General features: G+C 65.8%; 21 protein-coding genes. 4 read left to right on the forward strand and 17 right to left on the reverse strand.

Annotated elements, in window-relative coordinates; translation table 11 throughout:
• The 10 genes from ABIB27_RS07685 to ABIB27_RS07730 form a co-directional block, all read right to left on the reverse strand.
• Positions 1 to 744, reverse strand: coding sequence for an energy-coupling factor transporter transmembrane component T (locus tag ABIB27_RS07685; RefSeq protein WP_354216660.1), 744 nt, complete (start codon positions 742 to 744; stop codon positions 1 to 3).
• 11 nt (positions 745 to 755) lie between these two features.
• Positions 756 to 1634, reverse strand: coding sequence for an ECF transporter S component (locus ABIB27_RS07690; protein ID WP_354216659.1), 879 nt, complete (start codon positions 1632 to 1634; stop codon positions 756 to 758).
• A 141-nt stretch (positions 1635 to 1775) separates the two neighbouring features.
• Entirely contained in the window at positions 1776 to 2801 is a 1026-nt protein-coding gene (locus ABIB27_RS07695; protein WP_354216658.1) for a nucleoside hydrolase, read from the reverse strand.
• An 11-nt stretch (positions 2802 to 2812) separates the two neighbouring features.
• Positions 2813 to 3790, reverse strand: a complete 978-nt coding sequence (locus tag ABIB27_RS07700; RefSeq protein ID WP_354216657.1) for an aldo/keto reductase — start codon at positions 3788 to 3790, stop codon at positions 2813 to 2815.
• A 9-nt stretch (positions 3791 to 3799) separates the two neighbouring features.
• Positions 3800 to 4360, reverse strand: coding sequence for a hypothetical protein (locus ABIB27_RS07705; protein WP_354216656.1), 561 nt, complete (start codon positions 4358 to 4360; stop codon positions 3800 to 3802).
• Entirely contained in the window at positions 4357 to 4974 is a 618-nt protein-coding gene (locus ABIB27_RS07710; RefSeq protein ID WP_354216655.1) for a DUF402 domain-containing protein, read from the reverse strand. The genes ABIB27_RS07705 and ABIB27_RS07710 overlap by 4 nt, the downstream gene beginning before the upstream one ends.
• Positions 4971 to 6944 carry a 1-deoxy-D-xylulose-5-phosphate synthase gene (gene dxs, locus ABIB27_RS07715; protein ID WP_354216654.1) on the reverse strand — a complete coding sequence of 658 codons (1974 nt, stop codon included), beginning with the start codon at positions 6942 to 6944 and terminating at the stop codon, positions 4971 to 4973. The genes ABIB27_RS07710 and dxs overlap by 4 nt, the downstream gene beginning before the upstream one ends.
• Positions 6945 to 7073: 129 nt before the next feature.
• Entirely contained in the window at positions 7074 to 9884 is a 2811-nt protein-coding gene (acnA, locus tag ABIB27_RS07720; protein WP_354216653.1) for an aconitate hydratase AcnA, read from the reverse strand.
• A 164-nt stretch (positions 9885 to 10048) separates the two neighbouring features.
• A complete protein-coding gene (locus ABIB27_RS07725; RefSeq protein WP_354216652.1) occupies positions 10049 to 11473 on the reverse strand; it encodes a class I SAM-dependent RNA methyltransferase in 1425 nt (474 codons plus the stop codon).
• Positions 11470 to 13446 carry an APC family permease gene (locus ABIB27_RS07730; protein WP_354216651.1) on the reverse strand — a complete coding sequence of 659 codons (1977 nt, stop codon included), beginning with the start codon at positions 13444 to 13446 and terminating at the stop codon, positions 11470 to 11472. Before ABIB27_RS07730 ends, ABIB27_RS07725 begins: the two co-directional genes overlap by 4 nt.
• 118 nt (positions 13447 to 13564) lie before the next feature.
• On the opposite strand from ABIB27_RS07730, the gene ABIB27_RS07735 reads away from it, so the two are divergent.
• On the forward strand, positions 13565 to 14236 hold the full coding sequence (locus ABIB27_RS07735; RefSeq protein ID WP_354216650.1) for a potassium channel family protein: 672 nt from the start codon (positions 13565 to 13567) through the stop codon (positions 14234 to 14236).
• Positions 14236 to 14982 carry a potassium channel family protein gene (locus ABIB27_RS07740; protein WP_354253754.1) on the forward strand — a complete coding sequence of 249 codons (747 nt, stop codon included), beginning with the start codon at positions 14236 to 14238 and terminating at the stop codon, positions 14980 to 14982. Before ABIB27_RS07735 ends, ABIB27_RS07740 begins: the two co-directional genes overlap by 1 nt.
• Here ABIB27_RS07740 and ABIB27_RS07745 read toward each other — a convergent pair.
• From ABIB27_RS07745 to dut, 4 genes are all read right to left on the reverse strand, one after another.
• Complete coding sequence (locus tag ABIB27_RS07745) at positions 14949 to 15809, reverse strand: DUF3159 domain-containing protein (RefSeq protein ID WP_354216648.1); 861 nt, start codon at positions 15807 to 15809, stop codon at positions 14949 to 14951. The two genes, ABIB27_RS07740 and ABIB27_RS07745, sit on opposite strands and share 34 nt — an antisense overlap.
• Entirely contained in the window at positions 15806 to 16171 is a 366-nt protein-coding gene (locus ABIB27_RS07750) for a single stranded DNA-binding domain-containing protein (RefSeq protein WP_354216647.1), read from the reverse strand. The genes ABIB27_RS07745 and ABIB27_RS07750 overlap by 4 nt, the downstream gene beginning before the upstream one ends.
• Positions 16164 to 16913, reverse strand: a complete 750-nt coding sequence (locus ABIB27_RS07755; RefSeq protein WP_354253755.1) for a DUF3710 domain-containing protein — start codon at positions 16911 to 16913, stop codon at positions 16164 to 16166. The genes ABIB27_RS07750 and ABIB27_RS07755 overlap by 8 nt, the downstream gene beginning before the upstream one ends.
• 106 nt (positions 16914 to 17019) lie before the next feature.
• A complete protein-coding gene (gene dut, locus ABIB27_RS07760) occupies positions 17020 to 17562 on the reverse strand; it encodes a dUTP diphosphatase (protein WP_354216645.1) in 543 nt (180 codons plus the stop codon).
• Positions 17563 to 17696: 134 nt separating this feature from the next.
• Here dut and ABIB27_RS07765 point away from each other — a divergent pair, with 134 nt between their 5' ends.
• Positions 17697 to 18185 carry a DUF3093 domain-containing protein gene (locus tag ABIB27_RS07765; RefSeq protein WP_354253756.1) on the forward strand — a complete coding sequence of 163 codons (489 nt, stop codon included), beginning with the start codon at positions 17697 to 17699 and terminating at the stop codon, positions 18183 to 18185.
• A gap of 173 nt (positions 18186 to 18358) precedes the next feature.
• Positions 18359 to 19744, forward strand: coding sequence for a septation protein SepH (gene sepH, locus ABIB27_RS07770; protein WP_354253757.1), 1386 nt, complete (start codon positions 18359 to 18361; stop codon positions 19742 to 19744).
• Positions 19745 to 19748: 4 nt separating this feature from the next.
• On the opposite strand, the gene ABIB27_RS07775 is transcribed toward sepH, so the two are convergent.
• From ABIB27_RS07775 to ABIB27_RS07785, 3 genes are read right to left on the reverse strand one after another with little or no spacing between them, the layout of a single operon-like run.
• The gene (locus tag ABIB27_RS07775; protein ID WP_354253758.1) at positions 19749 to 20930 is read right to left on the reverse strand and encodes an alkaline phosphatase family protein; all 1182 of its coding nucleotides are present in this window, start codon (positions 20928 to 20930) and stop codon (positions 19749 to 19751) included.
• Between the two features lie 49 nt (positions 20931 to 20979).
• Positions 20980 to 21723: a DUF5998 family protein gene (locus tag ABIB27_RS07780; protein WP_354216641.1), complete on the reverse strand. Its 744-nt coding sequence runs from the start codon at positions 21721 to 21723 to the stop codon at positions 20980 to 20982.
• A gap of 42 nt (positions 21724 to 21765) precedes the next feature.
• Positions 21766 to 24450: a bifunctional acetate--CoA ligase family protein/GNAT family N-acetyltransferase gene (locus ABIB27_RS07785; protein ID WP_354216640.1), complete on the reverse strand. Its 2685-nt coding sequence runs from the start codon at positions 24448 to 24450 to the stop codon at positions 21766 to 21768.
• Positions 24451 to 24505: the final 55 nt, after the last annotated feature.

The raw sequence follows: 24505 nt of genomic DNA on the forward strand, positions 1-24505 counted from the left end.
CTAAGCACCCGCCGTCGGCTGCAAGAGCCGCGCGGCGATGGCCGCCACCGCCGCGAGCAGCAGGACCAGGCGCACCCACCGCTGTGCCGGAGGATCCGGCACTTCCCGGTAACTGGTGTGCGGCCCGGCACTGCCAAAACCGCGGGCCTGCAAGGCCGCCGCGCGTGAGCCGGCCTCTTCCACGAGGGCCAGCACCAAGGGAACCGCCTGCCACCGGAACGCGCCCGCACGCCCGACAATTCCAGGCCTGATCACCAGGCCTCGCGCTTCCTGGGCTTGCCGGATCCGGGCCAGCCGCGAGCTGATGGCCGGCAACAGTGTCAGGGTGGAGGCGACCACAAACGCGAACCGCGCGTGGACGCCGCGAGTGGACAGGGAAGCCACCAGGTCCGGGACGCTCATGGTGAACGAACAGAGCAGCAGCACCAGCACTGCTGCGGAAATCTGCGCAGCCCGTTGGAGGGCAAACTGCAGTCCTTCGACGGTGACGCGGGCCGGTCCCCACTGCGCCAGGACCGTGGTGCCCTCAGGAAAGAACAGTCCGTGCAGGGCAAGCAGCGACAAAACCAATGGAATAAGGATGACCGCCGCCGCCGGCAGCATCCGGCGCGCGGCTCCCCCGGCGACTGACAGAACCGCGGCCGCGGCGATCACGGCGAGGGACAACGGCCAGCTTGCGGCCGCCGTCGTGATGATTGCGGTGCTGCCAGCGGCCGCGAGCGATGTCAGAGGGTGGAGGCGCATCAGGGCGTGGGTCAGGAATCCCGGACGACGGGCTGGTCGGTGGAATTGCCGGCGGGCTGGTCGATGGATTTGCCGGCGAGCTGGTCGATGGATTTGCCGGCGAGCACGCGGCGCCCCCGGACAAAAGGGAACTGCAGGAGGGTACGGCGTGGCAGGGCGTACACCAGGACGGCTACGAGCGTAAAGACGATGGCCTTGTCCATGGGGTCCGAGATCAGGGCCTGCTTGGTGATCGCGGCCAGGAGCGTGTCGCCCATGGAGCGGAAAGCGCTGACGATGGCGCCGGTGGCCAGCCCTGAGGTGCCGCCGAAGACGAACGCGGCCACGGGGGCGGAGACCACACCGCCGATGATGCCGGTCAGGAAGCCGGCCACCGGCGCCAGGTAGAAGCGACGGAACAGGCCGTAGCGGGCGGCGAGGCCGGCCAGGCAGCCGATCAGGGCGGCACCGGCGGCGAAGGGCAGGACTGTCGGGTTGAAGAATGACCAGACAATGCTGCTGAGGGCGCCCGTGGCAGCACCTGCGGCAGGTCCGGCCAGAACGGCAATCAGGACGGTGCCGATGGCGTCGAGGTAGAACGGCACCAAGGTGCTGCCCACGAACTGGCCCAGGACAATGTTCAGCACCAGGGCCACCGGAATCAGAACCAGCGTGGAGACGGGCAGCGTGGGCAGGACGCCGATGATCAGCAGCGCCGCGCCCACGAGGAAGCCGGACAGGGCGATCAGGGCTGAGGCGCTGCCCGGGCCGCCGGTGATGTCCGCGGGCTGGTTCAGCACCAGATAGATATAGGTGCCGGCAATGGCCACGGCACCGAGGATTTCGAGCAGGCGACGGTTCCGGGCAGTGGCCGGCGTGTGCGGCGGCAGTGTGAGGGGGTGCGATGACATGGCGTTCCTTCGAAGGATGCGGGCTGTGGCGCCCGGATGGCCCCGGGCGTTGCGGAACGCCGCCTATGTCACCTCGGCGGCAGCCGGGGGCGTCTGCGCCGGCCCGGTCCCGCCCATCATTCTACCGGGAAGGGCCCGGTCTCAGCCGACCCTGCGGGCCAGGCGCCCGAGGGAGGACACCAGTTCGTCGAAGGCCTGCGGCGGGTTGTTGTCCGAGACGATCCGGGCGTTGGGCGGATGCTTCCACAGGTTCCTGTAGTCGGCCACGGTGGTCCCCATCAACAGCGCCGATTCAACCTCGACATCCACGGTGGCCAGGCGGGTTGCATAGTCGAGGGTCCCGGCCGCCACACCGGCGGCGAAGTAGTCGTGGACGTGCGCCAGGTAGCCCTGGCCATGGAGCCGGTGAAACTCAAAGTAGAAGCGCAGGGCATCGGACAGGTGCCGTACCAGCGGACTGTCCGCAGTGCTCCTGAGCCCTTCAGGCTGCTTTGGCAGCACCAATTCCGGCTCGCCGCAGCCGGCAGCTTCCGCAAGCCGCCACACATGCTCGGGCCGCAGCTCGATCCGCTCAGTGGTGTCCAGTGAACAGACAATGGGCAGCCGGTCCACCGGCAAGCCGCGGTAGGCCGCATAAACTTCCTTGGCCGCCTGCGGATCAACGTGCGTATTCCATTCGGCTGTAGGCGTGGTGTTCCCCTGGTGGTAAAAGCTGCCGCCCATGATCACCACCTTGCCCAGCAGTTCGGGCAGCCGCGGTTCACGCCGGATGGCCAGCGCGAAATTCGTCAGCGGTGCCGTAATCAGGGCCGTCAGTTCCCCCGGACTGGCCCGGGCCGCCTCCACCCATAAATCGGCCGCGTGCCGCGGCGACACCGTCCCGGACGGCCGCGGCAGGACCGCATACCCAAGCCCCTGGGGGCCATGTGTCTCCGGTGTTGTCACCAGCGGAATGGTGAGTGGACCTTCCGCGCCGACCACGACCTCAACCCCGGTGCGGCCGCACAGTTCCAACATGGCCAGCGTGTTGCGTGCCACCTGGTGCGCATCCACGTTCCCGGCCGACGCCGTGACGGCCACAAACTCCACGTCGGGCAGCGAGGCCAGGTAGGCCAGCGCCAGGGCGTCGTCGATCCCGGTGTCAACGTCCAGCAGGAGCCTGGTCATCGGTGGGATCCCTAGAAGAGTGCCACTTTGGGGACCTTGGGAAAGATCCCGTCCAGTTCCTCAAGCTCCGCCGGCGTAGGCACCCATGCCACGGCCTCGGCGTTCTGGCGGATCTGTTCGGGCCTGGTGGCCCCCGCGATCACGCTGCTGACGGCAGGCTGCGCCGCGAGCCAGGAGAAGGCCACCTGAATCTCGGTCAGCCGGCGTTCCGCGGCGAAGTCGCTGAACCGCTGGAGCTGGCCCCAGTCGGCGTCGTGCACCATGTGGGTTCGGGTATGGCTGAGCCGGGAACCTTCCGGCGCCTTGTCCGGCGCGTATTTTCCGGTGAGCAGCCCGTTGGCCAGCGGGAAATACGGCAGGACGCCCAAGCCGTAGGCTTCCGCCACCGGAGTGACTTCCAGTTCGGCCCGCCGATCCAGGAGGTTGTAGTGGTTCTGGGTGGAGATAAAGCGCGCCCCGCCGGCTGCGCGGGCCACAAATTCGGCCTCGGCGATCTGCCAGCCGGCGCGGTTTGAGTGCCCGATGTAGCGCACCTTGCCGCTGGTGACGAGGTCATCGAGGGCGGACAGGGTTTCCTCGATGGGGGTCAGCGGGTCCGGAGTATGGAACTGGTAAAGGTCGATCCAGTCAGTACCGAGGCGGCGCAGTGAGGCTTCGGCGGCGCGGATGATGTAGCGCCGGGAGCCCCTGGCACCGTAGTCTGGTCCGTTGGCTCCGCGCATGTTCATCCCGAACTTGGTGGCCACCACGGCCTCATCGCGCCGGCCGGCCAGGGCCTTACCCAGCATCGTTTCGCTGAGTCCGGGCTCGCGCCCGTAGTTGTCGGCAACGTCGAAGAGCGTCACCCCGGCGTCGAGGGCGGCATGCACGACGGCGTCCGTCCCCTCCTGTGACTCGGTCACCGTTTGGGCGCGGCCCAGGTTGTTGCAGCCGAGCCCCACCACGGAGACGGTCAGCCCGGACTTTCCCAGGCGGCGGTATTCAGTCACGGAGATCCCCTAAACGCTGAAGCTGTTGGCGGGTTTCGCCGAGTGCTTGAGTTTGAAGTTGGCCGGTTCCTTGCAGGGTGCGGCGCCGATGCTCAGCTTGGTGAAGTCCAGGTCCTCACCACGGCTGCAGATCTTGATGGCGCTGACAGCCTTGTTCACCTCAGGGCAGAGGCAGAAGATGTTCAGCTTGTAGTCGCTGAACTCGGAGCGTTCAACGGTACCCAGTCCACGCCAGGCCAGATGGCTGATGAGGGCGTCCTTGGCTTTCTCCTCAAGGTAGCGGTCCCTCTCGGTGCCGTCCTTGGTCTTGAGGGCGAACTGGGCAACCACCCAGAACTGTTCTTCCTCAGGGATCTCGGCGTAGCCGTCCTCGCCACACTGGACCGCAAAGGCGTCCATCAGTCCCTCCGCGGCAGCGGCGTCCGCAACGTCTGTCTCTTCGGTCTTGCTCTGGTGGCCCACCACACCGTAGTTCATCACAAACTGGCTGTAGTCCTCGTCAAACCAGCCTTCGCGGAAGTGCAGCGCTCCCTCGTCGTCCCGTTTGTAGACCCTGATAATTCCGCTCATGCCCGTCCCTTCGTGAACCATTCGACGTGGGTGCCGTCGAACGGTGCGTGCTGTGCCTTGACGGCCTGATATAGCTCGTCCGCGGCCGCCTGGATATCGTCCACCAGCCGGTCCGGGTAGTTCATGGCGATCCGGTGCTCGGCGAACTCGTCCTGGTCGTCAATGAAGACGCCACGCCCCGCCATCCGGATGACGTCCAGGTCCATGTCGATGACATGGAACTCGGTGACGGCCGCCCGGATCTCCGTCCACTCATGGGCAACTGCCAGGTCGACGTAGACCCGGACCCCGCTGGGGTGGGCCGAATCGTAGAACGTTGCAACCCAGTCTCCGGAACGCGGTACCAGCAGCACGGCATCGGACTGGGTGTAGAACGCCGCACCGGGCCGGGAGCAGAACTCGTTCGTCCCTTGGAAGATCCACCAGCCGTGCCGGTCCTCCCCCAGGTAGCGCCCCGGAACCACCCAGTGGGCTTTGCCGTTCCATTTCCTGTTGCGCGCCACCACCAGCTGGCCGGGCTGCAGGTCGGCTGGAACCCGCGTGGTGCTGGTATGCGTCGCCGGTCCTCTTTCCGCTGCTGCGCCCGGATACTTCAGTGCGTCTTCTTCCCTCACAGAATCGGAAGACTGCCGGTGGTGGGGTGCTCCTGGCCGGGCAGGGGCCGCGCAAACGGGACCTTTGTGCCCAAAACCTGGGCGACGACGTCGTGCGTGACCTGCTGTGCTGTCAGTCCCACGCGTTCCATGACCTGGCTCCGGGTACCGTGATCCAGGAATTCAGCAGGAAGCCCCACCTCGTTTAAGGCGGTGTCCACCCCGGCCGCGCGCATCTCCTGCCGGATGCGTGACCCTACGCCGCCGGCCCTGACGCCATCCTCGATGCAAATGACCAGCCGGTGGTGGGAGGCCAGCGCAATGATGGAACGGCGCACGGGCAATACCCAGCGCGGATCCACCACGGTGGTGCTGATGCCCTGGGCGCCGAGCCGGTTGGAGACGTCCAAGGCGAGTTCGGACATTGCGCCGACGCTGACTATCAGGACATCGTTTTCGCTGGAACCTGCGGGGCGGCGGGCCAGCACGTCGACACCGTCGCTCAACCGTTCGAGGGCTTCCACTTCGGCGCCCACCGAGCCCTTGGAGAAACGCACCACTGTGGGGGCGTCGTTGATGGCCACAGCTTCGCGGAGTTCCTCCCGCAACCGGGAGGCGTCCCGTGGCGCGGCAAGGTGCAGTCCGGGCACAATCTGGACCATGGCCATGTCCCACATGCCGTGGTGGCTGGCGCCGTCCGGCCCGGTCACGCCGGCCCGGTCCAACACGATGGTGACGCCGGCCTTATGCAGGGCGACGTCCATCAGGAGCTGGTCGAACGCACGGTTCAGGAAGGTGGCATACAGGGCCACGACGGGGTGGAGGCCACCGAAAGCCATGCCCGCTGCGGAGGTGAGTGCGTGCTGTTCGGCAATGCCGACGTCGATCACGCGGTCCGGGTGCTTGGCGGCGAACTTGTGCAGGCCCACGGGGATCAGCATGGCCCCCGTGATGCCCACAATGTCAGCGCGCTCATCGGAGATGACCGAGATCTCGTCGGCAAAGACAGACGTCCAGGACTGTGCACCGGAGGCTCCGGTGGGTTCTCCGGTTTCGGGGTCGATAATGCCTACGGCATGGAACTGATCGGCCTCATGCGCCCGGGCCGGAGCGTAGCCATGGCCCTTTTCGGTCATGGCATGGACAATCACGGGCCCTGCATAGGTCCGGGCGGTGGAGAGGGCGTGCTCCATGGCCTGGAGGTTGTGGCCGTCCACGGGGCCGATGTACTTCATGCCGAGGCCCTCGAACATCCCCTGTGGAGCCCACCAGTCCTTGATGCCTTTTTTCATGGCATGCAGACTCTTGTAAGTGAACTGGCCCATCGGGCCGCCACTCTGGAGTTTTTTCTTCCACCAGTCCAGCGTGCCCTCATAGGCCGGAGCAGCGCGAAAGGAGTCGATAGTGGGGCGAAGCGAGGCCAGATAGTCCGCGAAGCCGCCGACCGTGGGCGCATATGAGCGGCCGTTGTCATTAACAACAATCACTACGCGGCGGCGTTTGTCCGCCGCAATGTTGTTGATGGCTTCCCAGGCCATGCCGCCGGTCAGGGCACCGTCACCGACGACGGCAACCACGTAGCGGTCACCTTCCCCGGTCAGCTGCCTGGCGCGGGAAATACCGTCCGCCCAGGACAGGGAGGAAGACGCATGCGAGCTTTCCACGATGTCGTGCTCTGACTCGGCGCGGGACGGGTAGCCGGACATCCCGCCCTGCTGGCGCAGGGTGCGGAAGTCCTGGCGACCGGTCAGGAGTTTGTGCACGTAGGACTGGTGGCCCGTGTCGAACACGATACTGTCCCGCGGCGAATCGAAGATGCGGTGCAGGGCCAGCGTCAGTTCCACAACACCGAGGTTGGGACCCAGGTGTCCACCCGTCTGGGAGACATTGGTGATCAGGAAACTCCTGACCTCATCAGCCAGTTCTTCGAGCTGCCCCTGGGACAGTCCGTTCAGGTCCTGCGGATTCCGGATGGTGTCCAAGATTCCCAATGACCCCTCCTTCGGGTGGTAGACGTGCCTAATAACTCTAACGCCTTGGTTGAAATGCAAAGCCGAAGCCCCGGCTGGTCGGTGACCGGCCGGGGCTTCAAAAGGCTGCTGCGTGGGTTCAGTTACCGGCTAGTTTGCGGAGATCTGGCGCAGGACGTACTGCAGGATGCCGCCGTTGCGGTAGTAGTCGGCCTCGCCCGGGGTATCGATGCGGAGTACTGCATCGAAGGACTTGGCGGAGCCGTCTTCTGCTGTGGCCGTGACCTTGAGGGTCTTGGGCGTGGTGCCTTCGTTCAGGGCGGTGACGCCCTCAACCGAGAAGGATTCCGTGCCGGTCAGGCCCAGGGTGGCGGCAGATTCTCCAGCCGGGAACTGCAGGGGCAGGACGCCCATGCCGATCAGGTTGGAGCGGTGGATGCGCTCGTAGCTTTCGGCGACGACGGCCTTGACGCCCAGGAGCGCCGTACCCTTCGCAGCCCAGTCGCGGGAGGATCCGGAGCCGTATTCCTTGCCCGCCAGGACTACCAGCGGGGTGCCGGCTGCCTGGTAGTTCTGAGCGGCGTCGTAGACGTTCGCCTGCGGACCGTCTGCCTGGCTGAAATCGCGGGTGAAGCCACCCTCGACGCCGTCGAGCAGCTGGTTCTTGATGCGGATGTTCGCGAACGTGCCGCGGATCATGACTTCGTGGTTGCCACGGCGTGAGCCATAGGAGTTGAAGTCCTTGCGCTCCACACCGTTGGCCAGGAGGTACTGGCCGGCGGGGGTGTCCGACTTGAAGGAACCGGCCGGGGAGATGTGGTCGGTGGTGACCGAGTCGCCCAGCTTCAGCAGCACGCGTGCGCCGGTGATGTCCTGGACGGGCTCCGGCTGTGCTTTAATGCCGTCGAAGTACGGGGGCTTCCGCACGTACGTGGAGTTCGGATCCCAGGCGAAGGTGTCGCCGGCCGGCGTGTCGAGCGCCTTCCAGCGTGCGTCGCCGTCAAAAACACCCTCGTAGCCGCGGGCGAACATGTCCTTGTCGATCGAGGAATCGATGACCTGCTGGACCTCGACCGGGTTGGGCCAGATGTCCTTCAGGAAAACGTCATTGCCGGCTTCGTCCTTGCCCAGGGAATCGGTGTCGAAGTCGAAGTCCATGGACCCGGCCAGGGCGTAAGCGATGACAAGCGGCGGGGAGGCCAGGTAGTTCATCTTCACGTCCGGGTTGATCCGGCCTTCGAAGTTGCGGTTACCGGAGAGCACCGCGGTGACGGAAAGGTCGTTGGCCTGGATGGCTTCCGAGATTTCGGCGTCCAGCGGGCCGGAGTTGCCAATGCAGGTGGCGCAGCCGTAGCCCACGATGTAGAAGCCGAGCTTCTCCAGGTACGGCGTCAGGCCTGACTTCTCGTAGTAGTCGGTGACTACCTTGGAACCGGGGGCCACGGAGGTCTTGACCCACGGCTTCGACACCAGGCCCTTGTCGACGGCGTTGCGGGCCAGCAGCGCGGCTGCCAGCATCACCGACGGGTTGGACGTGTTGGTGCAGGACGTGATCGAAGCGATGGAGACCGCTCCGTGGTCCAGTTCGAACTCGCGGCCATCTTCAGTCTTGATGTGCACCGGGCTGCTCGGACGCCCGTCGGCGCCGTTCGCGGCGGACACAACACGGCTGGTCTCGGTGGTGTGCGAGTCGGCGTGCGTGAAGGACGGTGCGTCCGAGGCCGGGAACGATTCGTCCAGGGACTCGTCCACGCTGCCGTCTTCGATGGCGACGTAGTTGTGGATGTCCTTGCGGAACTGCTCCTTGGCATCCGTTAGCTCGATGCGGTCCTGCGGACGCTTCGGGCCGGAGATGGACGGAACAACCGTGGACAGGTCCAGTTCGAGGTACTCGGAGAACTTGATCTCATGCGACGGATCGTGCCAGAGGCCCTGTTCCTTCGCGTAGGACTCCACGAGTGCCACATTCTCGTCCGAACGGCCGGTGAGCCGCAGGTAATCCAATGTGACGTCGTCGATCGGGAACATTGCGGCGGTGGAACCGAATTCCGGGCTCATGTTGCCGATGGTGGCACGGTTCGCGAGCGGCACCGCGGCAACGCCCTCGCCGTAGAATTCCACGAACTTACCAACAACACCGTGCTTGCGCAGCTGCTCGGTGATGGTCAGCACAACGTCGGTGGCGGTGGCGCCGGCCGGGATGGACCCGGTCAGCTTGAAGCCAACAACACGCGGGATGAGCATCGAGACAGGCTGTCCCAGCATGGCCGCTTCGGCTTCGATGCCACCCACGCCCCAGCCCAGGACACCCAGGCCATTGACCATGGTGGTGTGCGAGTCGGTACCAACGCAGGTGTCGGGGTAGGCCCGGACAACGCCGTCGATTTCGCGGGTCATGACCGTGCGCGCCAGGTATTCGATGTTGACCTGGTGCACAATGCCGGTTCCCGGCGGAACAACCTTGAAGTCATCAAAGGCCGTCTGGCCCCAGCGCAGGAACTGGTAACGCTCACCGTTCCGCTGGTATTCGATCTCCATGTTGCGCTCCAGTGCGCCGGAGTTACCGAAAACGTCAATCTGCACGGAGTGGTCAATGACCATTTCCGCGGGGGCCAGGGGGTTGACCCGCTTGGGATCGCCGCCCAGTTCCTTGACGGCTTCACGCATTGTCGCCAGGTCCACCACGCACGGGACGCCGGTGAAGTCCTGCATGATCACGCGGGCAGGCGTGAACTGGATTTCTGTATCGGGCTGGGCATTAGGATCCCAGCCCGCCAAGGCGCGCACGTGATCGGCAGTGATGTTCGCGCCGTCCTCGGTCCTCAACAGGTTTTCAAGCAATACCTTGAGGCTGAACGGAAGGTTTTCTGCACCTTCAACGGAGTTCAACCGGAAAATTTCGTATTCGGTTCCGGCTACATTAAGTTTGCCTTTTGAACCGAAGCTGTCCACAATGCTCATCGCAGGACTCCTCTCGCAACAGTTTCATCTTTGTCGTGCGGTACACCGCTTGCTAGTTAGGCAGGCCTAATCAGCGCAGGCCGCCAGAATTCAGGGGCCAGCCATGGGAATACCAGGCGCGACGCGGGATTACTACCGCCATCGTAGTCCACTCAGGCGTGCTGTCACTGGTGAGGCGTCAGCAACGCGACCGTCTCCAAGTGGTGCGTGTGCGGATACAGGTCAAAGCCGCGAAGCCCGGCCAAGGACCACCCCGCCTGCTGGAAGTACCCCACATCGCGTGCAAATGATGCCGGATCACAGGAAATGTAGGCCACCGCCCGGGGCCCCGCAGCTATCAGCTGGCTGACCACGGCCTTGCCGGCCCCCGCCCGGGGCGGATCCAGCACAATGGCGTCGAAATTCCGCTGTTTCTGGCGGAGAATGCGCTCCACCCGTCCCTGCACAATTTCCACCTGCGGCGCTTCGTGCAGGTTTTTGCGGGCGTCCCGACTGGTTCCCGGAGCACCCTCCACGGAGAGCACAGACCCGGTCTGGCCCACCGCGTCCGCCAGCGGTGCCGTGAACAGCCCGGCTCCCGCGTACAGGTCGGCCACCACGGAGCCCGGCGCGAGGAAGCCGCCGTTCTGGAGGAATTCTGTGACGGCACCCACAAGTGTCCCGGGCGCGTCGCGGTGGATCTGCCAGAAACCAGCACCGGTCACCCGGTAGTCGTGGCCGGCCGCTGACTCCTGGACCCATGTGCGGCCCCGCAATTGCCGGACTTCTTCGGTGAGGGGGTCGAAGGCGGCCACAGAGACATGGTCCGGAAGCTGGGACGCCACGGCATTGAGCCGCTTGGGGCTGGTGCCGGGAGCGGGGGCGAGCAGCACCAGGGGGCGCGAGCCGTTTGACGGCGCGGCCACCTCAACGCGCTCGATGCCTTGGAAATCCAGGTCCCACAAGCGCAGCTGGTTGATACCGGCGGCTGCCAGGGGCATCTCCCGGACAGGAATGATGTGGTCCGAACGGTGGGCGTGCATGCCCAGTTTCCCAGCGGTGGTGACCGAAAAACTGACGCGGGTCCGCCACCCCAGGCCGGTGCCGGCGTCGTACGTTGCGTCCGTCCCTGACCCTGCCTCCGCGCCCGCACCGCTCCCCTCAACGGCCTCCACCAGGTTTCCGGCGTCCTGGCCATCGGGCAAACGTTCGACGCCGGCGAGCCGCTTAAGCTGTTCGGCCAGGACCGCCGATTTAAGTCCGCGCTGGCGGGCCAGCGCGATATGGCCGAATTCGGCGCCGCCCACCGGCGGGTGCCCGTGCTGCCAGGAACGGAGGGCGTCCGCCGCGTGCCAGAAGTGGCCTACGCGGTCCGGGGAAGCGGCCAGCACCTCCACCACATCGGCGCGCCAGAATTTTGCTGACTCCCCCGCCTCGGTCAGGCGGGCACGTATCTTTTCGCCGGGAATGCCGTGCCGGACAAAGATCACCCTGCCCTCGTGGCGGGCCACGCAGTGGCCGCCGTGGGCCACCGGGCCAACGTCGAGCACCAGCTCGACGGCCTCTTGTGCGGGAGCGGCAGTGGAAGGGGACTGGGACTGGGTGCTCATTGGGTATCCTGCAGGTTCTTTGCTTCTTCGGATGATTTAAGCTGCCACGGGACGCTGGCCACCATCACGCCAGGTTCGAAGTGCAGCCGGGTCTTGATGCGCAGTGCAGTCTGGTTGTGAACCAGCTGTTCCCACCACTTCCCCACCACGTATTCCGGTATGTAGACCACAATCAGGTCGCGGGGGGAATCGCGCCGCATGTTCTTCACGTATTCCATGATGGGCGTGATGGTTTCCCGGTACGGACTGGCGAGTACAGTCAGCGGCACGGGGATTTCCAGCTTCTCCCAATCCGCCACCGTGTGCGCGGTTTCCTCGGCGTTGATGTCCACAGTGATGGCGTCCAGCCGTGACGGCCGCGACGCCCGTGCGTAGGCCAAGGCACGCAGCACAGGTTTGCGCACATGCGAGACGAGCAGGACGGCGTGCACGCGAGAGGGCAGGGCGCGAGGGGAGGAATCCTCATCCACCGCCAACTCCTTGGCAACGTTATCGTAGTGCGCCCGGATGCTCCACATAATCAGGAACAGGATGAACATGGCCAGCAGCGCGATCCAGGCGCCCTGTTCGAACTTGGTGATCAGGACGATCACCAGCACCAAGGCCGTCATGCCGAAGCCGATGCTGTTGATGGTGCGGGACTTCATCATCCGGCGCCGGATGGTCTTGTCCTTGGCGAGCTTAAGATGCCTCCCCCAGTGCCTGATCATGCCCAGCTGGCTCGCGGTGAATGAAATAAAGACACCCACGATATAAAGCTGGATCAGCTTGGTGACATCGGCGTTGAAGGAAATGATCAGCACCAGAGCTCCGGCAGCCAGGGCCAGGACACCGTTGCTGAACGCCAGGCGGTCTCCCCTGGTCCGCAACTGACGGGGAAGGTAGCCGTCCTGGGCGAGGATGGAGCCCAGGACCGGAAAGCCGTTAAAGGCGGTGTTCGAGGCGAACACCAGGATCACGCCGGTAGCCGCCACCACGATGTAGAAGGCGATGGACCCGGGCCCGAAGATGGTCTGGGCGATCTGGCTGATGGCCGGATTCTGGACGTAGTCTTCGGGCAGCGGCTGCCCGTCCAGGAGGAACTCCCGCGCCGGATCGAGCACGATGTGGACCTTCGTGGCGTTGGCCAGGAACATGATGCCGGCCAGCATCGCTGCACCGATGGTGCCGAGCAGCAGCAGGGTGGTGGCCGCGTTTTTGCTCTTGGGAACCTTGAAGTTGGGCACCCCGTTGCTGATGGCTTCGACACCGGTCAGGGCAGCAGCGCCGGAGGAGAACGCCCGCAGCAACAGGAAGGCGCCGGCAAGTCCTACCAACCCTTCGTCGAAACCGGGAGCCGGCACAATCTCGAAGGCCGCCGAGGGCGCCTCACCCAACTGGCCGGTGGCGACCTGGAAGATGCCCACCACAGTCATGCCCAGGATCGAGGCCATAAAAATATAGGTGGGGACGGCGAAAACGCTCCCTGCTTCCTTGATTCCGCGCAGGTTGACCAGCGCGAGGATAACGACGCCGATCGTGGCGATGAGCGCCTGTTGTCCGTGCAGGGAGGGCACTGCAGTGGTGAGGTAGGCGGCCGCCGAAGACATCGAGACCGCAACTGTCAGGACGTAGTCCACCAGGAGCGCCGATGCCACCGTCAGCCCGGCAAACCTGCCCATGTTTTCGTTGGCGATCTCATAATCCCCGCCGCCGGAGGGGTACGCGTGCACGTTCTGCCGGTAGGACGCGACGACGGTCAGCAGGACCACCATAACTGCCAGCCCCACCCACGGCGAAAAGGCCACGGCACTGACTCCGGCCAATGCCAGTGTCAGGAGGATTTCGTCGGGAGCATACGCCACGGACGACAAGGCGTCGGAGGCGAAAATCGGGAGTGCAATGCGTTTGGGCAGCAAGGTGTGGGCGAGCCTGTCATTCCTGAAGGGCCTGCCCACCAGCACCCGTTTCACGGCATTGAGTATTGTCAGCACTCCACAAAGCTAGTCTTATTCCCTGCCCATGTCATGACGGCGCCCGGGCGGCCTCTGCACGCGCGGTGCCGGTAGAGTTCTAGCAGCAGCAACAAGCTACGGAAGTTAAGGAGATACGGTGGCGCATTTCGTGATTATGGGATGTGGCCGGGTAGGGGCTACTCTCGCGCACACGCTGGAGGACGCCGGTCATTCCGTCGCCATCATTGACCAGGACGACCGCGCATTCCGCCGGCTTCGGCAGGGCTTCACCGGACGCAAAGTCACCGGGGTGGGCTTTGACCGGGACACCCTGCAGCAGGCCGGAGTGGCCGACGCCTACGCGTTCGCCGCCGTATCGAGCGGCGACAACTCCAACATCCTGGCCACCCGCGTCGCACGCGAGACCTTCCATGTCCCCCACGTCGTGGCCAGGATCTACGACCCCGGCCGGGCCGAAATCTACCAGCGGCTCGGAATCCCCACAGTTGCGGCCGTCCGCTGGAGCGCGGACCAGGTGTTGCGCCGCATTCTTCCGGAGCAGCACCTCGCAGGCGACTTCCGCGAACCCTCCGGCCGGCTGGTGCTCGCGGAAGTGGATCTCGACGCCGGGTGGATCGGCCATCGGATCAGTGAGATCGAAAAAGCCGCCGACGTCCGGGTGGCATACCTGACCCGGTTCGGCGAGGGCACACTGCCCGAATCCGGCACCTTGTACCAGGACGGCGATACCGTGCACGCCATGCTGCCGGTGGACCGCAGTTCCCAGGTCGCCCAGATCCTGGCCAAAGCACCCGCTAAGGAGTTGTAGTGAAAGTTGTTATCGTCGGCGCGGGCAGCGTTGGATCATCGATCGCCAGGGAACTGCTGGCGCACAAACACGACATCCTGCTGATCGACCTCAAGCCTGAGGTCATTGGACGCAGCGGGCTGCGCGGCGCGCACTGGCTCGTGGGCGACGCCTGCGAGCTCAGCACCCTGCAGGGCGCAAAGTTGGTGGACGCCGACGTCGTGGTTTCAGCCACCGGGGATGACAAGGTGAACCTGGTGGTCTCACTCCTGGCCAAGACTGAATTCGGCGTGGGCCGCACGGTGGGCCGGGTCAACAACCCCAAGAACGACTGGATGTTCAACGATTCCTGGGGCGTGGACGTAGCCGTCAACACCCCCCAGCTGATGACCGCGCTGGTCGAAGAGGCAGTGGAAATCGGTGACCTGGTCAGGCTGCTGACGCTTCAGACTGGTGTTTCCGCGCTGGTGGAGTTCACGGTGCCGCACGATTCCCATGTCATTGGCCTGACGGTGGGCGACATCCGGTGGCCCGAGGACTCCACGCTGGTGGCTATCCTCCGGGACCATGCGCCCATCACGCCGAGCCGCGACGACGTGATCGACGGCGGCGACGAACTGTTTTTTGTCACCACCATCGCCGCCGAGGATGAGCTGCGAGCACTGTTGTCCCCGGAATCAGCCCAGGCTGCGGATGATTCCGGGGACCCGGAAGGCGCCCAGGCCGCCGAGGTTCAGGCCCCGGAGGACGACGGCTTCGGCGGCTGATAATCGGCGCCGGCCGGCGCCGGCCGGGTGACCAGCCACGCAATCCAGACGCCGAGGATGTACAGCGGCGCCGCCATGATCAGCCGTGTGGTGGCGAGGGCGGCCAGGCCGTCCTCCCCCATCAGGTACAGGGGAACCTGGACCACCAGCCGAAGCACCAGGACCGCCACGATGATCCACGTGCCCAGGCGGTAGGCCTTGAGCCTGACGGGGTTCTTGCGCCAGTCAAGGCCTTCGTTGCGGATGAAGCCGAACAGCAGGCCGGCCACTGGCCACTTGATCGCGATGGAAATGACCATGGCCAGAATGTAGGCGGCGTTGGTGAAAAAGCCGGGCAGATAAAAGTCCTCCACCTTTCCGGTGGTGTTGGCGAACCAGGCCGAAATGCCTACTCCCACAATGCCGGCCAGCGCCTGGGTCAGCGGGCGGCGCTGGACAAGACGCAGCACGGAAAAGACTGCGGCCGAAACCAGCGCAGCCACCAGCGCCGGTGTCAGGTCACGGGTGATGGTGAACGCCACCAGGAACACCAGGCCCGGCACGATGCTCTCCGCTATGCCCTGGACTCCACCGGCGGTCTTGAGGACATCGATGCGGCCGTCGTGGGTGCGGTGGAGGCCTGCTTTAGCGGCGTAGTCCGCCGCGAGGCCCGCCATGGGGGACGGATCTGTTCCGGACGCCTCATCGCGTGACTGTTCTGTCCCGTACGGTTTGGGGCGGGACGGTTCCATGCCGGACGCCTCGGGGCGGGGTGGCTGGGTGCGGGACGGCTCAGGAGGGAAGGGGCCTGGTCCGGAGGGCGGCTCCGGCAACTGGGACGGGGTCATTCGTGCTCCTGGGAGGAAAGTATTTCGTAGCGCGGATTGAAGATGGTGGGCAGTCCGTGGCTTTGCGTCACCATGCCCTCGACGCGGACTTCCGTCCCGGCGTCGATACCCTGCACCCGGCGCCGTCCCAGCCAGACCACGCGCAGGCGCCCGCCACTGCCATGTACCGGCCCGGAGCCGGAACTCGGAACGTCAGCGTCCGTGAGAGTGGCTGTGAACGCCGGGCTCTGGTCTGCGGGCATGTAGGTTACCGATTCAATGTACCCGTGGCACACCACACGGCCCTTTTCCGGGAGCCGGCTGACAGGCATCCCGGCACCCGACGGGGACGGGTCCAGTGAACCTTGGCGGGAATCAGCCAATCTGCGTAACTTCCGGGCCGCGCTCGGGCTCCTTGAACTGGGGGCCGCGCTCGGGCTCCTTGAACTCGGGGCCGCCAGGCGGCGGATTGACGCTGGCATCCTTGGGCAGGCGCAATTGCAGCAGGTCGCGCGGCGGCATGGGGCTGTCGCCGCGGATTACCACAATCCGGCGGAACAGGGCCTCCAGCGGAGCGGCGGCCTCACGCTCCATCGCGGCTTCCCCGCCCAGGACGCCGCGCAGGAACCACCGCGGTCCGTCGACGCCGATGAAGCGGGCTACCCGGTAGCCCTGGCTCCCGTCCGGGGCACCGGCGGGCAGCTTCGCCACCAGCTCGGTTCCGAAGGCACCCTGGACCTCTTCGACCTGGCCGCCCTGGCTTCCCACGGACTGCCCGATCTGCTCGCGGATCTCTTCCCAGAGACCCTCAGTCTTGGGGGCAGCAAAAGCCTGCAGCTGCAGGCTGGAGCCGTTGAGGTCCATGGTCACAGCCACCACGCGCTGGGTGGCTTCCTCAACCTCAAGCCGGAGCTGGAGCCCCTCGCTCGGCGCGATCAGAAGCGCACCGAGATCCACGTAGCCGTCGCGGCTGGCGACCTCGGAAACATCAAAGGGGCCATTAACCCGTGGACCGGTGTCCGCCGAACTGTTCCCGGCAGAATCCTCTGATCCCGCTGAGGCGGGGGATTCATCCGGTTCGGCGGCCTGTTCTTTCTTGGATTTCCGGCCGAGCCCAAAAACCATGGGGTTGTCTCCTTAGTTGTGAAAGTGCCCGGCCGGCCTTTGGGGCCTGCCGCAAATATTCGCTGCCGCCGCCAGCCAGCTCCAGGGTGCCACAGTGTGGCGGGTGTCAGGCGTTTTGCGGGGTGAATCCGCCGGTGGATCCGAATCCGCCAGCTCCCCGCACCGATTCACTCAATTCGTTGACCGGGACAAACTGGGCGTACTCCACGCGCTGGATCACCATCTGTGCAATTCTATCGCCGCGCCGCAGCTGGATGGCTTCCCGGGAATCAGTATTCAACAAGGTGACCGAAATTTCCCCGCGGTAGCCGGCATCCACGGTGCCCGGTGCGTTGACGATGGTCAGCCCGAGCTTCGTGGCAAGCCCTGAACGGGGATGGATCAGGGCAACAAAGCCCTCCGGAAGGGCGATGGCGACACCCGTGGGCACCAGCTTCCGCTCCCCCGGCTGCAACACCACATCATCCCTGGCACGGAGGTCCGCACCCGCATCACCGGGGTGGGCGTAGGACGGAGCCTCCAGCCCGGCGTCGAGCATTTTCAGCTGGACTTGCAGGGTCGGGGCACCGGCGGCCACGGCAGCTTCCGGCGCAGAGCCTCCCGGCGCACTGTCAGGAACGGTCTTAAGAGTGGCAAGTTCGTCAGTCACAATCACTCACTCTAACGCCCAGCCGCACTTCCCTCCTAGATGCGCTGACGGCCAACTGGCCCAAGGCCTGGCTGAAAAGGCCCGGACGAGGACGCCAAGGTGAATTACCGGGCCAAAGATGAAAAGCTGATGGCATGCCCGAATCCAGTTCCGCTGCCCACGTCCCCAATACCCCCTCTGCAGGCACCCCGGCGGTCTACCGGGAGAAGCTGTGGCCCAATATCTGGATCTGGATCATCGCGGCGGGCGTCTCCGGCGCCGGCATCCTCGTCTTCGCCCCGATCAGCTTGGGGGCGGGTTACACGGCCGCAGGGGTGCTCTTCGCGATTATCGCTGTCCTGCTGGTGATTTCCACCCCCACCATCCTGGTCACGGACGACGCCCTCACCGTTGGCCGGGCCACCATCGAACGCCGTTTCATCGGCGCTGCAGGAGCCTTTCGGGGCAAGGAAGCCACCGCCGAGCGGGGCACCAGGCTCAATGGTCTCGCCTACCTGTGCATCCGGGGCTGGATCGACCCGGTGGTGCGGATCGAAATCACCGACCCGTCAGACCGGACGCCCTACTGGCTGACCTCGTCCCGGCGGCCCGAGGAACTCACCGCCGCCCTGTCAGGGAAATAGCTCCCGCCGGAGAGGTCGGCCGCGGGAAGCCCGGAGCCTGCCACGCACCGCAGGTTGCTGCCCCGGCGCACGAAAGTCGCGGAATATTGCGGCGCGCCCTTGCTCCTCACCCAAAACTGCGCCCTTGAGTGGCAGAGTTTCGATTGATAGTAATGCCAGGGTGGAGGATTTGTATGCAGGATCTACGGCTTGTAGGCGTACACGACGACGGAGAGCATCTCCTGTTGAGCGGTGCCGGCGGCGAGATGTTCCAGCTGCCGATCGATGAAGCACTGCGGGCGGCCAGCCGGTCTTCGGCGAAAGCAGCATCGGCGGCTGCGCCCATTGCCATGTCCCCGCGGGACATCCAGGCGAGGATCCGCAGCGGCGCCACCGCAGCGGACGTGGCGGAGCTCTCCGGGCTGCCCCTTGCCAAAGTGGAACGCTATGAGGGCCCTGTCCTCGCCGAGCGGGACTATGTGGCCCAACAGGCGCGCAAGGTTGAGGTGGCTTCGCCCTCCCCCGGCCATGACGCCTACCGCTCCGTATTTGGTGAGAATCCTGCCACCCTCCACGACATGGTCAACCACCGGCTATCAGCCCACGGGATTGAACCGTCCTCGGTGGAATGGGATTCGTGGCGGCGCCAGGACGGCAATTGGACGGTGGCGGCCCGGTTCAACGCCAAAACGGCTGGCACGGCCGGCATCGGCGAGGAGCCCCCGGCGCTGTGGACCTTCAGCCCCGCCCGCAGGTCATTGCAGAACGCCAACCGCTGGGCCCAGCAACTCAGCGAGCTGGAGCCCCTGGACGGCCCTGTTCCGGCCCGCCGGCTGACGGCGGTCTCGGACCGGCCTTTCGACTTTGAAACCGATGCCGAAGCGGCCGCCCGCAACGCAACGGGCCCGCAGCCCATTCTCCAGGCCAAGGAATCCGACGGACTGCTTGATATGCTCCGTTCCCGCCGCGGCCAGCGCCTGGGCGTGGACGAGGACGCTGACGATGCTTTGGCGCTGCTGCTGACCCACGGCGTCCCGGCAGCGCATCCCCGTCCGTCGGAGGTAGTGCCTGAGCCGGAGCATGGAGCCGGCGAAGACACGGAAGAGGACAACCGGGAACCGGCTGGCATCGAAAGCACCGGTCCAGACAACACGGCGCCGGCTGGCCAGCCGGAGGCCCTGACTCGCAGGCGTGACGGCCGGCCGTCCATGCTCGCCCGCCTGAGTCTCATTCCGCCGCACCGCAACGATGATGATCAGGACAACCTGAAACTGCACGACGGCGTCAGCACCGAAACCAGGGAAATCACCATTGTGGCGTCCTCCCCTTGCCCGGCAGGGCCCGCGGTACCGGCCGAAGGACCTACGCAACCCGGACACGCTGCCCCGAGCGTGGGGCTGGACGAGCTGCTGGGCGGCGGAAGCCCCCGCCGGGCAGCCTACGCTGCCAGTCCCGACGAAGCCGGGTCCGGCCAGCACCATAACAACGGTGCAGAACTGCCTGAGCGGCAGCCGGCTAAGCCCAAGCGCTCAACCGTCCCCAGCTGGGATGAAATCGTCTTCGGCACCAAGCGGGAATGACGCGTCAGCGTCCACGGACCTTGCCTTCAGCCTTAAAGCACAGGAGCGGAACTTCGCGTTCGGCTTTGGTCAGCGAACCGTGCTGGCCCACCACCTCCATCGCGGCCGGCCGCACGCGTCGCGTGTCGTAAAACGCCAAAGCGTCCCGCGCGGCAACCAGTACGTCCCCGATGCGGGGCCCGACGGCGGGACGCAGCGTCCCGAACAGGCCGCCTGCTATGGCGTCGTCCCGGGTGAAAGCCCAGATCCTGTCGCCGAAACGGGCTCGCCAGGCGTGCAGCAGGCGCTCCCGGCCATGGACGTCGGCGGGGTCTTCAAGGTAGAGGTGCACCATCCGCGGCTCCCCCGCGGTATGTCGCACACCATCGATAAGTGCCGGGTCCGCTGTGTAGTCGATCCGCTGCTGTTCCGGCACGTCCAGCATGCCGTGGTCCGCGGTGAGTAGGACGGTGGTCCCGGCGGGAAGGGACGCATTGAGCCTTTTGACCGTGGCGTCGAGCTCTTCGAGCTGGTGTTCCCATTGTTCAGACTGGCAACCGTGGCGGTGGCCGGCCTTATCCAGTTCGTTGACGTAGAAGTACATCAGCGCGGGGCCGGCAGCGGCCATGGCGTCGGCGGCGGCAGCGGTGCGGGCATGGGACGTGACGGCGGAGACGAAATTCCCGCCCCGGAGGGCTGCCTGGGTCATGGGCGAGTTCCCGAACTGCGGCAGGCTGACGGTGGTCACGCTGACAGACTCAGCGGCCCGCTCGAACACGGTGGGGAACGGCTGCCAGGCGAGAGGGTCAACCTTGGGATCCCAGTTGCCCAGCATGTTGACCACCTTGTCCTGCTCCGGATCAAGCACGTCGTAGCCCACCATGCCGTGCTGGCCGGGCGGGAGCCCGGTGCCGAAGCTGGCCAGCGCCGCGGCGGTGGTCGACGGGAAGGTGGAGTCCAGCCAGACCGGTACCTCGCCCTGCCCGGCCTGCAGCACGGAGCGCAGGAACGGCGTGTGGGCGGACTTCTGCTTCAGCAGATTCCGGCCGAGGCCGTCCGCCAGGACCACGCAGACGCGCGATGCCGGCGGCAGGCCCAGGGTGTTGGTGAAGCCTTCCACGCCAAGGCTTGCCGCTGCGCTGGTGAGGACCTCAGCGACGGAGCGCTGGCCAAAAGCGGGAGCGGGCGGCACGTTTGGCCGGGTCATCCCTTCGGACGGGGCTGCCGGGACGGTTGTTTTCCCTTGGGCCGGCATCTCAGCGCTGGTGCCCGCGGCTGAGCCTGTTGGCGAACACGCCCGTCCGGGGCCGTGGCTGGAGCGTCTGGGCGGCGTAGGGCACAGGCGCCGCTGAGCCGGTGTTGACGGCCCGCAGGGCGCGGGCGAAGAGTTTTGCGTCCTGCACGGCCTGGGAGCCGTCCGCTTCGGCGCTGATCCGCAGGACAATGTCCTCCTGGGCAATGGTGCCGCTGTAGCCGTGGTCGGCCTCGCACTGCGGATCGCCGCAACTTGCGGGTCCCATGTCCAGCCGCTGGCCCCCGGACCAGGCGATGGCGAGGGTGACCTCCCGGACCGGATCCGAGGGCTTGTAGTTCTGCGGCTGGGAATACATGTAACTGAGGACCACGGAGCGGATCTGCGCCACAGGCACTGATTCGGTGGAAATCTGCGCGACGATTTGTTCGCCGGCATCATCAAGCTGCTGGTCATCCACGTGCGTGATCACCAGCATGTCGGAGGTGAGGACCAGAACGGTGATGTGGCGGCGGACCTCGGCCCGGTCAAAGTGGGTTTCCAGGTGCACCAGGTGGGCCACGCATTCGCGGCCGTCCAGGGCGTCGTCTACAACGTCGGCCACCAGGGGCGGGTAGAAGCCGGCCTTCTGGAGCGCGCCGTCCAAGCTCTGGGCCTGCGGCGTGTGGCTGTGTGAGCTGTGAGGTCGGGTTGCCTGGTTGTCATTGCCGGGCGTGGATGGCGTCGACTGGGAAGGCTGTGAGCTCATTCCCCCATTTTCACAGATCGGCCGGGGACATGCTAACCGCGCTCAGCCCAGCATGGCCCGGCGGGCGCTATCCGTGCGCCGGGCGGCGTTGCCGATCCGGATGTCTGCCGCGAGGATGGACGCGCCGCGGGTGCCGCACAGGACGGGGTTGAATTCGACCAAGGCAATTTCCGGATGGTTGTCCTTCATCCAGGCCAGCCTGGCGGCGAGATCTTCCAGGGCGTCCACATCGACGGCCGGAAGGCCCTGGTAGCCGAAGAGTTTGCGGGCGGCCCGCGGTGCACGGATGAAGTCCTTGACGTCCGCGGCGGACAGCGGCGGCACGCGGTGTGCCCAGTCGTCCAGCAGGTTGACGGCGTCCCCGGCCAGCCCGAAGGAGATTACCGGCCCCAACAGAGGATCCTCAATGGCGCGGAACGTACAGGCCTGCCCCACAGGTGCCATGGACTGCACCTCCAGGGACGACGAACCGTAGGGGGACAGCGAGCGCCGCATTTGCACGATGTTCCGGCGCAGTGAGTCTGTATCCTCGATGTCCAGGCGCACTCCGCCCAGATCCAGCCGGTGACGAAGGGCCGGGTCGGTGGTTTTCAGGGCAACGGGCCAGCCAAGCCCCGCCGCGGCATCAACCGCTTCATCCGCCGACTCAAAACCTGCGGACGGCAGCACCGCAATCCCATAGTGCGCCAGGAGCGACGCCGTGGACAACGGATCCAGGGCTTTCAGCTCGGCTCCGTGGACGTCGTGGAGCAGGCGGTCCAGGAGGACCTGCGCACTGTCCGGGTCGCAGCCGGCGGGCTCCACGAAGTGGCCCGCCTCCCGGGCGAGCCACTCCGAATAGCGCACCACGGCGGCGAGCGCCGCCACTGCTGCGCCCGCGTTGGCGAAGCAGGGGACGGCCTGCCCCGCGGCCCCCACCATGCCTTCCACGTAGACGGAGGGGTCGAGGATTCCGGTGAACGCGGCCACCACTGGCTTGCCGGCCGCGGCCGAGCATTCGGCCAGGACCTCGCCGATCCGGTCCACGGTCAGGCCCCGGACGGGCAGCAGCGCGGCCACCACGGCGTGGACAGCGTCCGAGGCGAGAGTGTGTTGGAGGCTGCGTCGGAGGGCCGGCAGTGCGAGGGACATCCCGGCCTCGAGATCCACGTCGGTGACGATGCCGTCCACCGCCAGGCCGTGCGCCTCAGCACTGTCCGCCACAACTTTGCCCAACGCCTGGGAGTTACTGAGGATGGCCAGCCCGGGCCCGGCGGGCAGCGGTTGGCCGGAGACAATCTGGGCGACGTCCATTAGTTGTTCGATGGTCTGGACCCGGATCACGCCGGCCTGGCGCATCATCGCATCCAGTGCCCCGGCGGGCGCCTGTGTGGTCCGGACGGCGTGGCCTGGCGGCAGCCGAAGGCCCATGGTCTCGGACTTCGCCACCACCACCGGTTTGGTACGGGCGAGCCGCCGCGCGATCCGGGAAAATTTGCGGGGGTTGCCGATGGACTCCAGGTAGAGCCCCACTGCGGTGGTGTCGGCATCGTCCTCCCAGAACTGCATCATGTCGTTGCCGGAGATGTCGGCCCTGTTGCCGGCTGACAGGAAGGTGGAGAGTCCCAGCCGCCGCCGGCTGGACGCCGCGTACAGGGAGACTCCGATGGCCGCCGACTGGCTGAACAGTCCCAGCCCGCCACGGAGCGGCATGGCCGGGGCCATCGACGCGTTGAGCAGAACATCCGGGTGGGTGTTCACAATCCCCAGCGATGCCGGTCCGATCACCCGCATTCCGCTGGCCCGAGCCTTCCGCACGAGGTCCCGCTGGCGGGCCAGGCCGCGTTCGCCGTCGTCCGCGAATCCCGAGGACGCAATCACCAGCCCCTTGACCCCTGCGTCGGCGCACTGGTCCACCACGCCCGGTACTTCCTCGTAGGGAACAGCGATCACGGCAAGCTGAACCGGGTCCGGAACTTCGGCAAGGCGGCCGAACGACATCATGCCGGCGAGTTCCAGCGCCTCAGGATTGATGGCGTACACCGGCCCGGCAAAGCCGCCTTCAATGACGTGCTCCAGCAGTTGGTGGCCCACAGTCCCCCATTTGCGGCTGGCACCGATGACCGCAATGGACGACGGCGTCAGCAGGTCCCGGACGCTCCTCGCCTCGGCGCGGTGCTCGCGTGACTCCATCACGGCCCGTGATTTTTCCGTGGGACCGATGTTGAATTCCAGGCTGACAACGCCGTCGTCGAAATGGCGTTTGACGTCGTAGCCGGCGTCGGCGAAAACCATCAGCATTTTCCGGTTTTCGGGCAGCACTTCCGCCGTGAACCGGCGGATTCCGTTTTCGTGGGCGGCCGCGGCCAAGTGTTCCAGCAGGATGGAGCCGATCCCCCTGCCCTGATGGGCGTCGGCAATGTTGAAGGCGACTTCGGCCTCGGTGCGTTCATCGAGCCTGTCGTAGCGGCCGATCCCCAGGATTTCGCCGCCGAAGGTAATCACCAGCGCCACGCGGTCCGCGTAGTCCACTTCCGTAAAGCGCTTGAGCTCCTTGCTGGACAGCCGGGCTTTAAAGGAGAAGAAGCGCATGTAGATTGAGTTCTGCGACTGTCCGACGTGGAATGCCTGGACGGCGTCCGCATCACTGGGGTGAATGGGCCTCAGGTGCGAGGTGCCTCCGTCCCGGAGCACGACATCGGCTTCCCAATGTTCCGGATATTCGCCGTCCCCGGGCTGATCCACCATAGGCTTAGCCTAACCACAAAGCGACGCCGCAGGCCGTCTGCCCAAAAAATCCTGC

This window comes from Arthrobacter sp. UYEF21 (genome assembly GCF_040546085.1).
Lineage (GTDB): Bacteria > Actinomycetota > Actinomycetes > Actinomycetales > Micrococcaceae > Arthrobacter.